The organism is Giesbergeria anulus, from assembly GCF_900111115.1.
GTDB lineage: Bacteria > Pseudomonadota > Gammaproteobacteria > Burkholderiales > Burkholderiaceae_C > Simplicispira > Simplicispira anulus.
The window spans coordinates 207,757-221,295 of record NZ_FOGD01000003.1 but is presented as its reverse complement, the minus strand read 5'-3'; the positions used below and the strand labels follow the sequence as shown (position 1 = coordinate 221,295).

Here is a 13,539-nt window from a genome sequence, read left to right as displayed (position 1 = left end):
AGGCTTTCAGACGGTCAAATTAAATGGTGCTGGATTCTGCCAGCCCTGCCACATCAGCAATACCTGCCGGGCTGGTGGTTTGCGCGTCTGTGCGCCCGGCATAGTCGCGGGCAAACTGGTAGGCCACGCGGCCACTGCGCGAGCCACGCTCCAACGCCCAAATCAGTGCTTCGGGGCGTGCAGCAGCAATGGCAGCGGCATCCAAACCCAAGGCCGAGAGCCACTGCGCCACAATGGCCAAATATTCCTCTTGGCTGAACGGGTAAAAACTGACCCACAGGCCAAAGCGTTCAGACAGGGAGATTTTTTCTTCGACGCCTTCGCCCGGATGCACTTCGCCATCGGCGGTGTGCTGGTAACTCAGGTTCTCGGACATGTATTCGGGCAACAGGTGCCGCCGGTTGCTGGTGGCATAAATTAGCACGTTGGGCGTAGCCGCCGCCACCGAGCCATCCAAAATAGATTTCAGCGCCTTGTAGCCCGGCTCGCCATCTTCAAAGCTCAGATCATCACAGAAGATGATGAATTTTTCGGGGCGGTTGCAAACCACATCGACAATATCGGGCAAATCCACCAGATCAGCCTTATCCACCTCAATCAGGCGCAGACCCTGCGCTGCAAAGGCATTCAGGCAGGCTTTAATCAGCGAGGATTTGCCCGTGCCGCGCGCGCCCGTCAGCAGCACATTGTTGGCGGTGCGGCCCGTCACAAACTGCCGGGTGTTGCGCTCGATCTTTTCCTTTTGCACCTCAATTTCTTTTAACTCGTGCAGCGCCATGCCACTGACATGGCGCACCGGCTCCAGCGTGGCGTGACCACTGCTGCGCTTGCGGTAGCGCCATGCCACAGCTACCGACCAGTCCGGCGGGGCCGATAGCGGCTGCGGCAGCACGGTTTCAATGCGTGCCAGCAGTTGCTCGGCACGGGCCATCAAGGTATCCAAAGGAGAAGTCATAGCAGCAGGCACCCGGCAAAGCCGAAGCGATCAGGAGCGGTAATCGGCGTTGATGGTGACGTATTCGTGGCTGAAGTCGCAAGTCCAAACGGTGTCTTGCGCCTCGCCCCGGCCCAGCAGCACGCGCACAGTGATTTCTTGTTGCTTCATCACGCGCTGGCCGTCTTCTTCTTGGTAGGCAGGGTTGCGGCCACCCTTGATAGCGACATGCACATCGTCCAAATACAAGTCGATGCCAGTTTGATCGAGGTCGTCAATGCCCGCGTAACCCACTGCCGCCAAAATGCGGCCCAAGTTCGGGTCGCTGGCATAGAAGGCGGTTTTGACCAGCGGCGAGTGGGCAATGGCGTAGGCCACTTGACGGCACTCTGCGCCAGTTTTGCCACCCTCCACACGCACGGTGATAAATTTGGTGGCACCTTCACCATCGCGCACAATGGCTTGGGCCAGCTTTTGCGCCACATCCAGCAGGGCCGCTTGCAGGGCTTGGCCTTCAGCACTCTCCAAGCTGGTGATGGCTGTATTACCCGCTTGGTGCGTAGCCACCAGCACAAACGAGTCATTGGTGCTGGTATCGCCATCAATGGTGACACGGTTGAACGAGCCATCGGCCAAGGCTTTCACCAAGGGCTGCACCAGCGCTGGGTCAATGGCCGCATCGGTGGCCAAAAAGCCGAGCATGGTAGCCATGTTCGGGCGAATCATGCCCGCACCCTTGCTGATGCCGGTGATGGTGATGGTTTTGCCACCAATTTCTACCTGACGGCTGTAGGCTTTGGGCAGGGTGTCGGTGGTCATGATGCCTTCGGCAGCACGGCCCCAGTGGGCGGCTTGGGCATCGGCCAAAGCGGCAGGCAAGGCGGCGGTGATGCGCTCCACCGGCAGCTGCTCCATGATGACGCCAGTAGAAAACGGCAGGATTTGCGCTGGTGCCACATCCAGTTGTGCTGCCAGTGCGGCGCAGGTGGCACGGGCGTTCTCTAACCCTTGTGCGCCCGTGCCAGCATTGGCATTGCCAGTGTTAATCACCATCGCGCGGATGCCTTGGCCTGCGGCCAAATGCTCGCGGCTGACCTGCACTGGGGCCGCACAAAAGCGGTTTTGGGTGAACACACCGGCCACACTGGCACCTTCATCGAGCAAAAACACGGTCAGGTCTTTGCGATCGACCTTGCGCACACCGGCTTCGGTGACGCCAATGCGCACACCGGCCACCGACAGCAGATCAGAGGCCACAGGGGCAGACAAATTCACGGGCATAGGGAGCTTCCTGAATGAAATCGAACCAAGCGAAAAGAAGGGAGGCAAAGCCGACACGGGCCAAAGCCCGTGCCATTGTGCAGTGGTTTTATGACGCCGTGGCTCAAGCCAGTTTGCCGTGGCACTGCTTGTATTTTTTACCGCTACCGCAAGGGCAGGGATCATTGCGACCTATGTGGGCACCGGCTACCGCTGCCACCATGGCGGCCTTGGATAGGTGTGGCACGGTGCTTTCGTCCAGCGTGGTCTGGGCCTCGCCGGTTTCGGTGGGCGCGGTGTAGGTCACGTTGGCAATGTGCTCGGCGCGCTGCTCCATGTCTTCGGCAGCTTGTTCGATTTGGGCGGGCGACTGCACCTGCACCGTCATCAAGGTACGGGTGACGTCGGTTTTGACGGTATCGATCAATTGGCGGAACAGCTCGAAGGCTTCGCGCTTGTATTCTTGTTTTGGCTGCTTTTGTGCATAACCGCGCAGGTGAATACCTTGGCGCAAATAGTCCAAGGCGCTGAGGTGGTCGCGCCAGTTGGAATCAAAGTTTTGCAAGAGCACCATGCGCTCAAAATGGGTGAAGTTGTCTTCGCCCACTAAATCGACCTTGGCTTGGAATGCGGCATGGGCAGCAGCCAGCACCCTTTCCAAAATCTCTTCATCGGTGATCGATTCTGCACCCTCGACCAAGCTGCGCAGCTCCAGTGGCAGTTGCCATTCTTGGGTCAGGGTGGCCTCTAGGGCAGGCAGATTCCATTGTTCTTCTACCGATTCGGCGGGCACATGCTGGCGTACCAAGTCGGTAAAGCAATCTTCGCGCATGGCGTGGATGACATCGTGCAGGGCCGGGGCATCCAAAATCTCGTTGCGCTGCTGGTAAATCACGCGGCGCTGATCATTGGCCACATCATCGTATTCGAGCAGTTGCTTGCGCACGTCAAAGTTGCGTGCCTCAACCTTGCGTTGGGCCGATTCAATGCTGCGCGTGACGATACCCGCCTCGATAGCTTCGCCTTCGGGCATCTTCAGGCGGTCCATGATGGAGCGCACCCGATCACCGGCAAAGATACGCATGAGCGCATCATCTAAGCTCAGATAGAAGCGCGAAGAACCGGGGTCGCCTTGGCGGCCCGAACGGCCCCGCAACTGGTTGTCAATGCGGCGCGATTCGTGGCGCTCAGTGGCAATGATGCGCAGGCCACCCAAGGCCTTGACCTTGTCGTTTTCTTGCTTCCAAGCAGCACGCAGGGCTTCAATTTGGGTGGCTTTGGCAGCAGCGTCTAGTGCTTCGTCGTGTTCAATGGCGGCGATGTCTTTTTCGATGTTGCCACCGAGCACGATGTCGGTACCACGACCAGCCATGTTGGTGGCAATGGTAATCATGCCGGAGCGGCCTGCTTGAGCAATGATGTCGGCCTCGCGGGCGTGCTGCTTGGCATTGAGCACTTGGTGCGGCAGCCCAGCTTGCGTCAGCAGTTGGTCGATGATTTCGGAGTTTTCAATCGACGTGGTGCCCACCAGCACCGGCTGGCCGCGTTCATGGCACTCACGGATATCTTGGATGGCGGCGTCGTACTTTTCTTTGGTCGTTTTGTAAACGCGGTCGAGCTGGTCTTCGCGCTTGCTGGGCTGATTGGGCGGAATCACTACCGTTTCAAGGCCGTAAATTTCTTGGAATTCGTAGGCTTCGGTGTCGGCGGTGCCGGTCATGCCCGACAGCTTGTTGTAGAGACGGAAATAATTTTGGAAGGTGATAGAGGCCAGCGTTTGGTTTTCGGCTTGGATGTCCACGCCTTCCTTGGCTTCTACGGCTTGGTGCAGGCCCTCACTCCAGCGGCGGCCCGCCATCAGGCGGCCGGTAAACTCATCCACGATCACGATCTCGCCGTTTTGCACCACATAGTGCTGATCGCGGTTGTACAGGTTGTGGGCGCGCAGCGCTGCATACAGGTGGTGCATCAGCGAGATATTGGCCGGGTCGTACAGCGAGGTGCCTTCGGGCAGCAAGCCTTGGGCGGCCAGCACGCGCTCGGCAGTTTCGTGGCCTTGTTCGGTCAAGAAGACTTGGTGCGATTTTTCGTCCAGCGTAAAGTCGCCGGGCTTGGTCACACCCTCGCCAGTGCGCGGGTCGGCCTCGCCCTCTTGGCGCGTGAGCAACGGCACGACGTGGTTCATCGCCAGATACAGTGCGGTATGGTCTTCGGCTTGGCCGCTGATGATCAGCGGTGTACGCGCCTCGTCAATCAGAATCGAATCGACCTCATCGACGATGGCGTAATTGAGCTGGCGTTGCACCCGGTCTACCGATTCGTAGACCATGTTGTCGCGCAGGTAGTCAAAGCCGTATTCGTTGTTGGTACCGTAGGTAATATCAGCGGCGTAGGCATCTTGCTTTTCTTCGCGCTGCATATTGGGCAGGTTGATACCCACCGTGAGGCCCAAAAAGTTGTACAGGCGGGCCATCCACTGCGCATCGCGGTTAGCCAAATAGTCGTTGACGGTCACAACATGCACGCCCTGCCCCGACAGGGCGTTGAGGTACACCGGCAGCGTCGCAGTGAGGGTTTTGCCCTCACCAGTGCGCATTTCGGCAATTTTGCCGTAGTGCAGAGCCATACCGCCGAGCAATTGCACATCAAAGTGGCGCATCTTCATGACGCGCTTGGAGCCTTCGCGCACCACAGCAAAGGCTTCGGGCAACAGGTCGTCGAGCGATTCGCCTTGGGCCACGCGCTGCTTGAAGGCTTCGGTTTTGGCCCGTAATGCCTCATCGTCGAGCTTCTCTAACTCTGGCTCTAGGGCATTGATGCGTGCCACGGTCTTGCGGTACTGCTTGAGCAACCGGTCGTTGCGGCTGCCGAAAAGTTTGGTGAGGAAGTTGATGGCCATGCGCGCGGGAACACCAGAGCAGGCCCAAGCCCGCAAGGTGTCCGAATCCCTGTGAAGATATAAAGATGTCGGGTGGTGCCAGTCAGCACTGTAGCTGTGGACAGCACGAGAGAGTCTAACGGCACCAGAAGTTTGATTTTAGCTGCCGACAATCGGCCCTTCTTCTGCCCGCCCCTTACACCCTTGCACTGCCATGACCCATGTGCGCAGCCACCATGCGGTTACGCTGGTGCAAGCTTGGAAACAAGCCCCAGCACAGGCTCGGCTGCTGGCGTTGCAATGGTGCAACAGCGGCTTACCGTTGTTTATTTTTTCTGTATCACACATGGCGACTAGCGGTTTGTCACCGAAAATATTTCAAGATGTAACAGATCGATAACGATGCGTATCCTTTTCGCAAAAGACTCCGACTCCAAATCCCTTGCCAGCCTCGTTATTGCCTTTCTTGAGCACGAGGGGCATACCGTCACCCACGTCGAAACCGGTTTAGCGACAGTCAACGCCTTTGCCCAAGGATCAAGCAGGATTTGGCATAAGAGAATGGACGCGCAACGATTGCGCGGCGATACACGAGCGCGACGTGAATGCAGCAGGCAACATTTTCGCGGCGGGACATCGCCGTCTGGCAGCCGGAATCTCCGTCCTTTACGGCGACGAGGATGTCAAAACCAAATAACCGCCTACTAGCACATGACCAGCACAGAGATTCTCCGCCACGCCCTTGACCAGCACGCCATCGTGAGCTTGACTGACGCAGCGGGCAACATCCTTGAGGTCAATGACAAGTTCTGTACTATCAGTGGCTACCGACGCGAAGAACTGCTCGGGCAAAATCATCGGGCGCTTAAATCGGGGCGGCACCCGGCTCAGTTCTACGAAGAAATGTGGAACACCATCAGCGCCGGCCACACTTGGCAGGGTGATCTGTGCAATCGGGCGCGTGATGGCAAAGAATACTGGGTGCGCTCCACCATTACACCCATACCGGGCGCAGATGGCCTACCGGAAAAATACATCTCCATCCGTACCGACATCACCTACATCAAAGCGGTGGATCTGGTGCTCCGAGAAAATGAACTGCGTTACCGCTCTCTGGTTAACTCAGTCAGTGTGGGTATCGTGCTCCACAACCGCCACGGTGCCATCACGGAATGCAACCCGGCTGCCGAACAAATTTTGGGTTTGCCCAGAGAACAGATCCTAGAACGCTTACACGCTGATGCTGTCTGGCGCTGCATTCATCCTGATGGGCGCGCGTTTGCTGACACAGACTATCCGGCCATCCAAACGCTCAGAACTGGTGTCAGCCTGCGCGATGTTCTGATGGGGGTGTATCGTGCCGATGGCAGCCTTGTGTGGCTTAGTGCATCATCTGAGCCTATTCGGGCCCCAGACAATCCACAGCAGATCTCGGCAGCTGTGGTTTCTTTTGTCAATGTTACCGAGAGCAGGTACATCGAGACGCGCTTCGCATTCGCGGTAGAAGGTGCCGGTGATGGAGTGTGGGATTGGAACATTGCCACAGGTGTCATATCCTTTTCGGGCAATTACGAAGGCATGCTGGGCTATGCCAAGGGCGAGCTCAGTAACGATATCACCCACTTGATCGCTATGGTGTATCCGCAAGACTTGCCCGGTGTTCAAAAAAACTTAACGGACTACCTAGAAGGCCGAGTCCCCCACTATACGGTGGAAGTACGTCTGCGCTGCAAAGATAGTAGCTACAAGTGGGTTCTGTGCCGAGGCACCGTAGTGCAACACAACGCCGATGGCAAACCGGCCCGCATGATCGGCATTCACAGCGATATTTCGGCGCAAAAGCAGGCTGAAAATGAACTGCTGGTGTTTCGGCGGCTGGTAGAAAGCACTGACCAAGCCATCCGCGTGGCTGACCGTGATGGCCGTATCCAATACGTCAACCCGGCTTATCAAGCCCTTTTGGGCTACCAAGCCGAAGAAGTCATCGGCCAAGACTTTGCCCTCATCGGTACAGCCCCAGACCAAAATCAGCAAGTGCAGGGCATCATGGACTGCCTCTCTCGAAGCGAGGGATGGCGGGGCCTTTTCAAGCTCAGACGCAAGGACGGTAGTGAATTTATCAGCCAAAGCAATATCCGCAGCATCACCTCACCAGAGTCGGGTGAACTCCTGCACAGCTTCAATATGTTCATTGATTACAGCGAGGAGATGGCGCGCCAAGAGGCGCTGATTACAGCTCGTGAAGCCGCCGACCGCGCCAATCAAGCCAAATCTGATTTCCTGTCCAGCATGAGCCACGAGCTGCGCACGCCCATGAACGCCATCATCGGTTTTGCCCAGATGCTGGAATACGACAGCGAGTTGACAGCTGACCAGCAGGACAATGTGCATGAAATCCTCAAGGCGGGACGCCATCTGCTTGACCTCATCAACGAGGTTCTCGATCTGGCCAAAATTGAGTCGGGCAGGGTTGACCTGTCGATGGAGGGGATTGACCTCGCTGTACTGGGCGAAGATTGCCGCCAGTTGCTCCAACCCATTGCTGACCAAGCAGGCATCCACCTTGGCATCGAACTGCCCAGCAAGAGCGTGGTGTTCGCCGACCGTGTACGTCTCAAGCAGGTGTTGCTCAATTTGCTCTCTAATGCTATCAAGTACAACCGGCCCCATGGCACCGTCCGTCTGAGCGTAACCGCCAGCAAGCCCGGTTATCTGCGTTTGGCTGTGGCGGATACGGGCTTAGGCATTGCGTCCAAACGCATCACCGAGTTATTCCAGCCCTTTAACCGCCTTGGTGCTGAAGCCAGCGAGATCGAAGGCACTGGCATCGGCCTGACCATCACGCGCCGGTTAGTAGAGATGATGGGGGGGGAGATCAGCGTCGAAAGCACCCTTGGCGTCGGCTCCACTTTCTGGGTCAATCTGGCAGTAGGTCTCACGGCACAGATCGGCACTGACGAGATGCTCAACGACGCAAATACCCCGGTTGAAGTCGGCATGGCAACATCTACCGTGCTAGCGATTGACGACAATCCGGCCAACCTCAAGCTGATTGCCAAAGTGATGGGCACACGCGACAATATTCACCTACTGTCTGCCCATACGCCAGAATTGGGCATTGAGCTGGCACTAGCGCACCGGCCTGACCTGATTTTGCTCGATATCAATATGCCCGGCATGGACGGCTATCAGGTACTTGAGGTACTTAAATCTCACATGGTGCTGCGCGCTATTCCGGTCATTGCCGTCACGGCCAATGCTATGCCGCACGATATTGAACGCGGCAAGAGAGCTGGTTTTGCCAACTACATGACCAAGCCGATACAAATCAGCGCTCTAATGGAGACCATCGAGTATTGCCTCAAAGACACCAAGAAGCCATTGCCATGAGCACCGCACTATTACTCGATCAGGCCCGTATTCTCATCATTGATGATGAACCGGCCAACCTCAAGCTGCTCGACAAGATGCTGGCCAGCCAAGGTTACCAACAGCGCATTCTGATTCAAGATGCGCGCGATGTGCTGGCCCGCTATCTCGAGGCACGTCCCGATCTGATCCTGCTCGACATCAATATGCCGCACCTTGACGGCTACCAAGTGATGGAGCAACTCAGGGACTTAGACGATCCGCTGGCACCGCCGATTGTTGTCCTCACAGCCCAGCATGGGCGCGACTATCTGCTCAAGGCGCTATCTGCTGGCGCGCGCGACTTTATCGGCAAACCCTTTGACCGCGTTGAACTGCTGATGCGTGTGCGCAACTTGCTGGATGCACAACTGGGCCACCGCATGCTGTACCAGCAGAAAGAGGTGCTAGATGAGATGGTGCGCCTGCGCACCCAAGAACTCGAGCGCACGCGCTTGAAAATCGTGCAATGCCTTGGCCGTGCCGCAGAATATCGCGATAACGAGACCGGTAATCACATCATTCGGGTCAGCCAAGTTTCAGCCCTGCTGGCAAAGAAGTTGGGCTGGAGCGATGCTTACAGCGAACTGATGTTGCACGCCAGCCCCATGCACGACTTGGGCAAAATTGGCATCCCAGATCATGTGCTACTCAAACCAGGTAAGTTTGAACCAGAAGAGCGACAAATCATCAATACCCACACCACTATCGGTGCTGCATTGCTAGACGATGATGATTCTGCACTGTTGCGTCTATCGCGAGAAATCGCCCTAAGCCACCACGAAAAATGGGATGGTAGTGGCTATCCAAACGGACTGGCAGGCGAAGCGATTCCACAATCCGGACGCATTGTGGCGGTCGCTGATGTGTTCGATGCACTGACCTCTTCGCGGCCCTACAAAAATCCTTGGACGATAGACAATGCCATAGCCTTTGTGCGCGACAACGCTGGCAGTCACTTTGATCCGGCGGTAGTAGCGTGCTTTTTGGCACACCTGCCGGAGATCCTCGCTATTAACCATCAGCATCCAGAATGACCGCTGTTCGCCGCCACCATGCCGTTACGCTGCTGCAAGCCTCAGAAGAAGCGCCCACACTGGCCCCGTTGCTGGCGTTGATGCGCGAGTCTAGCGAGCGCCTACAAGCCATTCAACCCTTGATTCCGGTGCTGCTGCGCCCCAGCGTGCAGGCCGGGCCGATTGAGGGCGGCCACTGGTGTTTGGTGGTCAAAAACAATGCCGTGGCGGCCAAGCTACGCCAGTTGCTACCCACCTTTCAGGCCCGCTTGCAGGCCCAAGGCAGGGAGGTCAGCAGCATTCGGCTCAAGGTGCAGGGGGTAGGCTGAACCTTGAGCGTTGCCCTTTTAGCGCTGGGCAGGGTGTGCAGGCCGTGGCAAACCCAAATGCTCGCGCAGGGTATGGCCGGTATAGGCAGTGCGGAATAATCCGCGCCGTTGCAGTTCTGGAATCACCAGATCGACAAAATCTTGCAAGTCAAAAGGCAGTGTGGGGGCCATGATGTTGAAGCCATCGGCAGCGCCCGTGGTAAACCAGTGCTCCAGTTGATCCGCCACCGATTCGGGCGTGCCCACCACTGTCCAATGGCCGCGTGCTGTGGCGACGCGCTGGTAGAGCTGGCGTAGGGTGAGGTTTTCTTCGCGGGCCAACTTCAAGAACAAATCTTGGCGGCTTTGCCAGCCCTCAGTGGGAGGCAAGTCGGGCACTGGGCCATCGAGCGGATACGGCGAGAAATCAAAGCCCCCAACAAAATGCGACAGCAACCCCAACCCCACCGAAGGTTCGATCAGCGCTTGCAGTTGCTCGTATTTTTCTTGGGCTTCGGCCTCGGTGCGGCCCACTACGGGCGAGACGCCGGGCAAAATTTTCAGGGCATCGGGGCTGCGGCCATGCGCAGCCAAACGGCCCTTGAGGCTAGCGTAGAACGTGCGCGCACTCTCGACTGATTGGTGTGCGGTAAACACCAACTCTGCGGTGGCGGCAGCCAGTTCTTGCCCATCTTCAGAGGAGCCTGCCTGCACCAGCACCGGGTAGCCTTGCACTGGGCGCTGGCTTTGCAGGGCACCATGTACCTTAAAGTATTTGCCATCGTGCGCCAAGCGGTGCAGTTTGGCCGGATCAAAATAACGGCCAGCGGCCTTATCAAACAAGTTGGGCTGGTCTTCAAAGGTATCCCACAGCCCCTTAACAACATCGACATATTCGCGGGCGCGTTCATAGCGGTCGGCGTGCGAAATTTGTTGGTCTAAGCCAAACAGTTGGGCTTCGGGGTCAGAGCCAGAGGTGACGAGGTTCCAGCCCGCGCGACCTGCGCTCAGGTGGTCTAGCGTGGCTACCTTGCGCGCCAGATGGTAGGGCGGCAGGTAGGTGGTAGAAACCGTGCCCACCAGCCCGATGCGCTCGGTGACACCAGCCAAGGCGGTGAGCAACTCTAGCGGTTCAAACTGGTGCGGCGGCACGTTGCGCGACAGCGCCTCGGCGGGCGTGCCGGGCAGGCCCATCGTGTCGGCACTGAAGATGGCATCAAACAGGCCCGATTCGGCAATGCGGGCCAGTTGCTTATAGTGGGCTGGGCGCAAAGCGGCAGCCGGGTCTACGTTGGGATGACGCCAAGCAGCAATGTGGTGGCCGACACCAAACAAAAAAGCGCCCAAATGCAGTTGGCGCGGTGCAGCAGCGGTGGTCATGGCGCGTCTCCCTCTTCCTATGGGTTTAGAGCTTGGCGATAGACACTTCGGTCGATTTGACCAGTGCGACCACTTCGGAGCCAATGGTCAGGCCCAAGTCATCCACCGAGCGCGTGGTGATGACGGAGGTGACGATGCCCCAAGGGGTCTCGACATCAATTTCCGAGACCACATCGCCACGGATGATTTCTTTGACTTTGCCCTTGAATTGGTTGCGTACGTTGATAGCTTGAATCGACATGGGATAACTCCTAAACGGTGGTGAAGTTGGCACCGGACGGGAGCAGTCCCCATCCGTTTTTTAATAACCAAAACGAATGTAAAACATTTTCTTAAAACTTATAAATAATAAAAAGCGATGTACAAAGACAAAGATGTTGTCGTCATAAGTTGCGATGCTGCCGCTATAACGGCAGCGCCTACGGCGCGCTTCAGGCAGCTTGAACGCCGCCGCTGCGTCCGATGAGTTTGTCTAAAAACTGCTGCGCCCGCTCGGTGGCGGGCCGGGCAAAAAATGCCTCTGGGGCGGCCTGCTCAATGATTTGGCCTTGGTCCATAAACACCACACGGTCGGCCACAGAACGGGCAAAGTCCATCTCGTGCGTCACGCACACCATCGTGATGCCTTGGCGTGCCAGCGCGGTCATCACGTCCAGCACCTCGTGCACCATTTCGGGGTCGAGGGCCGAGGTGGGTTCATCAAACAACAAAATCTCTGGTGACAAGCACAACGCCCGCGCAATCGCCACCCGTTGCTGCTGCCCGCCCGATAACTGGAGCGGAAACTTATACGCCTGATCGGCAATGTGTACGCGCTCCAGTTGCGCTAAGGCATGGGCTTGGGCCTGCGCATGCGGCACCTTGGCAGCATGGATCGGCCCCAGCGTCAGGTTGTCGAGCACACTCAAGTGCGGAAACAGGTTGAATTGCTGAAACACCATGCCCACATGGCGGCGCACTTGGGCAATGGCGCGCTCGTCTTCTTGGCCTTCGGGGTACAACCGCACCCCCGCCACCAACAGGCCGCCCTGCTGGAACGATTCGAGCGCATTGATGCAGCGGATGAGCGTCGATTTGCCCGAACCCGACGGCCCGCACACCACCACCCGCTCACCACGGGCAATGTCCAAGTCAATATCGCGCAGCACATGAAAATCGCTGCCGAACCATTTGTTCAGTTGCTGAAAGTGGATCAGTGGGGCCGTATTGGCAGGAGCAGTCATAGCATCCCATTCAAAAAAAGATCAGCGGGCGCGGCTGCGGGCCTGTTGTTGTTCCACCCACAGGCTATAGCGCGACATGGCCGCACAGACAACAAAATAGATCAGCGTGATAAACAGGTAGCCCTCCAGCATGAACGGACGCCAGACTGGATCACCACTGAGCGCCAACCCCAGCGAACCCGTCAATTCATACAGGCTGACAATGGTGATGAGTGAGCTATCCTTAAAGATGGAGATAAAGCTGTTCATCAGCCCCGGCACCACCGCCCCCAAGGCTTGGGGCAACACCACCAAACGCTGGGTTTGCCACCAACCTAAACCGACGCTGGCCGCAGCTTCGATTTGGCCGCGTGGCACCGATTGCAGCCCAGCGCGCACGGTTTCGGCTAAATAGGCGGCAGCAAACAAGGCAATGCCCAGCAACACGCGCAGCAACACATCGGGCGTAGCCCCCACCGGCAAAAATAGCGGAAACAAAAAGCTGGCCATGAACAGCACCGAGATCAGCGGCACACCGCGTACCAGTTCGATATACAAGCTACACAAAGCGCGAATAGCAGGCATTTGCGACCGCCGCCCCAATGCCAAGGCCACAGCCAAAGGGCAAGCCAGCACGATAGACAGGGTACTGAGCATCAACGTGAGGGGCAGGCCGCCCCAGCGATCCGTGGGTACGGCAGCCCAGCCGAACACGCCACCGCCCATCAGGGCCACAAACACCACCCACACCAGCACCCAAGCCAACAGCAGCCAACGGTTCCAGCAGCGGCGCACCCCGCTGGCTACAACTAGCGCCAGCAGCAACCCCGTAGCCAACCAGGGACGCCAGCCCTCTTCCTGCGGATAGCGGCCCAGAATGATGAAGCGGTATTTCTCGGCCAACATACCCCAGCAGGCACCGCTACCGCGGGCCGCTTGGCAGGCGGCAACATCGGGCTGCCAAATGGCTTGCCACACAGCCCAATCGGCCAGCGGTGGCAGCAACCACAGGGCGCAACCCAACAGGGCCAGCGTGGTCAGGCTACTGACCCAGCCGCCCCACAGTTCACGGCGCAGCCAGCCCAGCAGGCCACCGCTACGGGCAGGGGCAGGGCGGGCGGCAATCCAACGCGCAGGGGTTTCTTCAGGCATG

Annotated in this window: 10 protein-coding genes; 3 read left to right on the top strand and 7 right to left on the bottom strand. The window is 57.7% G+C overall.

Translation table 11 applies throughout. The annotated features are described in order from the left end of the window. Positions 1 to 19: 19 nt before the first annotated feature. The 3 genes from BMX55_RS07930 to secA all read right to left on the bottom strand — a co-directional run bounded on the left by BMX55_RS07930 (position 20) and on the right by secA (position 5,093). A complete protein-coding gene (locus BMX55_RS07930) occupies positions 20 to 955 on the bottom strand; it encodes an ATP-binding protein (protein ID WP_091455492.1) in 936 nt (311 codons plus the stop codon). A 30-nt stretch (positions 956 to 985) separates the two neighbouring features. Beyond that, positions 986 to 2,215 carry a bifunctional glutamate N-acetyltransferase/amino-acid acetyltransferase ArgJ gene (gene argJ, locus BMX55_RS07925; RefSeq protein WP_091455489.1) on the bottom strand — a complete coding sequence of 410 codons (1,230 nt, stop codon included), beginning with the start codon at positions 2,213 to 2,215 and terminating at the stop codon, positions 986 to 988. Positions 2,216 to 2,318: 103 nt separating this feature from the next. After that, a complete protein-coding gene (secA, locus tag BMX55_RS07920) occupies positions 2,319 to 5,093 on the bottom strand; it encodes a preprotein translocase subunit SecA (RefSeq protein ID WP_091455485.1) in 2,775 nt (924 codons plus the stop codon). A 690-nt stretch (positions 5,094 to 5,783) separates the two neighbouring features. Between secA and BMX55_RS07910 the strand changes: the two genes are divergently transcribed. From BMX55_RS07910 to BMX55_RS07900, 3 genes are read left to right on the top strand one after another with little or no spacing between them, the layout of a single operon-like run. Continuing rightward, positions 5,784 to 8,462, top strand: a complete 2,679-nt coding sequence (locus tag BMX55_RS07910; protein WP_091455478.1) for a PAS domain-containing hybrid sensor histidine kinase/response regulator — start codon at positions 5,784 to 5,786, stop codon at positions 8,460 to 8,462. Continuing rightward, positions 8,459 to 9,517 carry an HD-GYP domain-containing protein gene (locus BMX55_RS07905; RefSeq protein ID WP_091455475.1) on the top strand — a complete coding sequence of 353 codons (1,059 nt, stop codon included), beginning with the start codon at positions 8,459 to 8,461 and terminating at the stop codon, positions 9,515 to 9,517. The genes BMX55_RS07910 and BMX55_RS07905 overlap by 4 nt, the downstream gene beginning before the upstream one ends. Then, positions 9,514 to 9,825: a hypothetical protein gene (locus BMX55_RS07900; protein WP_091455473.1), complete on the top strand. Its 312-nt coding sequence runs from the start codon at positions 9,514 to 9,516 to the stop codon at positions 9,823 to 9,825. Before BMX55_RS07905 ends, BMX55_RS07900 begins: the two co-directional genes overlap by 4 nt. Before the next feature lie 18 nt (positions 9,826 to 9,843). On the opposite strand, the gene BMX55_RS07895 is transcribed toward BMX55_RS07900, so the two are convergent. The 4 genes from BMX55_RS07895 to BMX55_RS07880 form a co-directional block, all read right to left on the bottom strand. Further along, on the bottom strand, positions 9,844 to 11,184 hold the full coding sequence (locus tag BMX55_RS07895; protein ID WP_091455470.1) for an LLM class flavin-dependent oxidoreductase: 1,341 nt from the start codon (positions 11,182 to 11,184) through the stop codon (positions 9,844 to 9,846). 25 nt (positions 11,185 to 11,209) lie between these two features. Further along, positions 11,210 to 11,425, bottom strand: a complete 216-nt coding sequence (locus tag BMX55_RS07890; RefSeq protein ID WP_091455464.1) for a TOBE domain-containing protein — start codon at positions 11,423 to 11,425, stop codon at positions 11,210 to 11,212. Between the two features lie 190 nt (positions 11,426 to 11,615). Further along, on the bottom strand, positions 11,616 to 12,407 hold the full coding sequence (locus BMX55_RS07885) for an amino acid ABC transporter ATP-binding protein (RefSeq protein WP_091455461.1): 792 nt from the start codon (positions 12,405 to 12,407) through the stop codon (positions 11,616 to 11,618). A 21-nt stretch (positions 12,408 to 12,428) separates the two neighbouring features. Beyond that, positions 12,429 to 13,538, bottom strand: coding sequence for an amino acid ABC transporter permease (locus BMX55_RS07880; RefSeq protein ID WP_091455458.1), 1,110 nt, complete (start codon positions 13,536 to 13,538; stop codon positions 12,429 to 12,431). Position 13,539: the final 1 nt, after the last annotated feature.

Excerpts from the sequence above, each read along its gene's own strand:
- BMX55_RS07895 (WP_091455470.1), bottom strand. The coding sequence starts at position 11,184 with ATGACCACCGCTGCTGCACCGCGCCAACTGCATTTGGGCGCTTTTTTG.
- BMX55_RS07885 (WP_091455461.1), bottom strand. The coding sequence starts at position 12,407 with ATGACTGCTCCTGCCAATACGGCCCCACTGATCCACTTTCAGCAACTG.
- BMX55_RS07880 (WP_091455458.1), bottom strand. The coding sequence starts at position 13,538 with ATGCCTGAAGAAACCCCTGCGCGTTGGATTGCCGCCCGCCCTGCCCCT.
- BMX55_RS07930 (WP_091455492.1), bottom strand. The coding sequence starts at position 955 with ATGACTTCTCCTTTGGATACCTTGATGGCCCGTGCCGAGCAACTGCTG.
- BMX55_RS07890 (WP_091455464.1), bottom strand. The coding sequence starts at position 11,425 with ATGTCGATTCAAGCTATCAACGTACGCAACCAATTCAAGGGCAAAGTC.
- argJ (WP_091455489.1), bottom strand. The coding sequence starts at position 2,215 with ATGCCCGTGAATTTGTCTGCCCCTGTGGCCTCTGATCTGCTGTCGGTG.
- BMX55_RS07910 (WP_091455478.1), top strand. The coding sequence starts at position 5,784 with ATGACCAGCACAGAGATTCTCCGCCACGCCCTTGACCAGCACGCCATC.
- BMX55_RS07900 (WP_091455473.1), top strand. The coding sequence starts at position 9,514 with ATGACCGCTGTTCGCCGCCACCATGCCGTTACGCTGCTGCAAGCCTCA.
- secA (WP_091455485.1), bottom strand. The coding sequence starts at position 5,093 with ATGGCCATCAACTTCCTCACCAAACTTTTCGGCAGCCGCAACGACCGG.
- BMX55_RS07905 (WP_091455475.1), top strand. The coding sequence starts at position 8,459 with ATGAGCACCGCACTATTACTCGATCAGGCCCGTATTCTCATCATTGAT.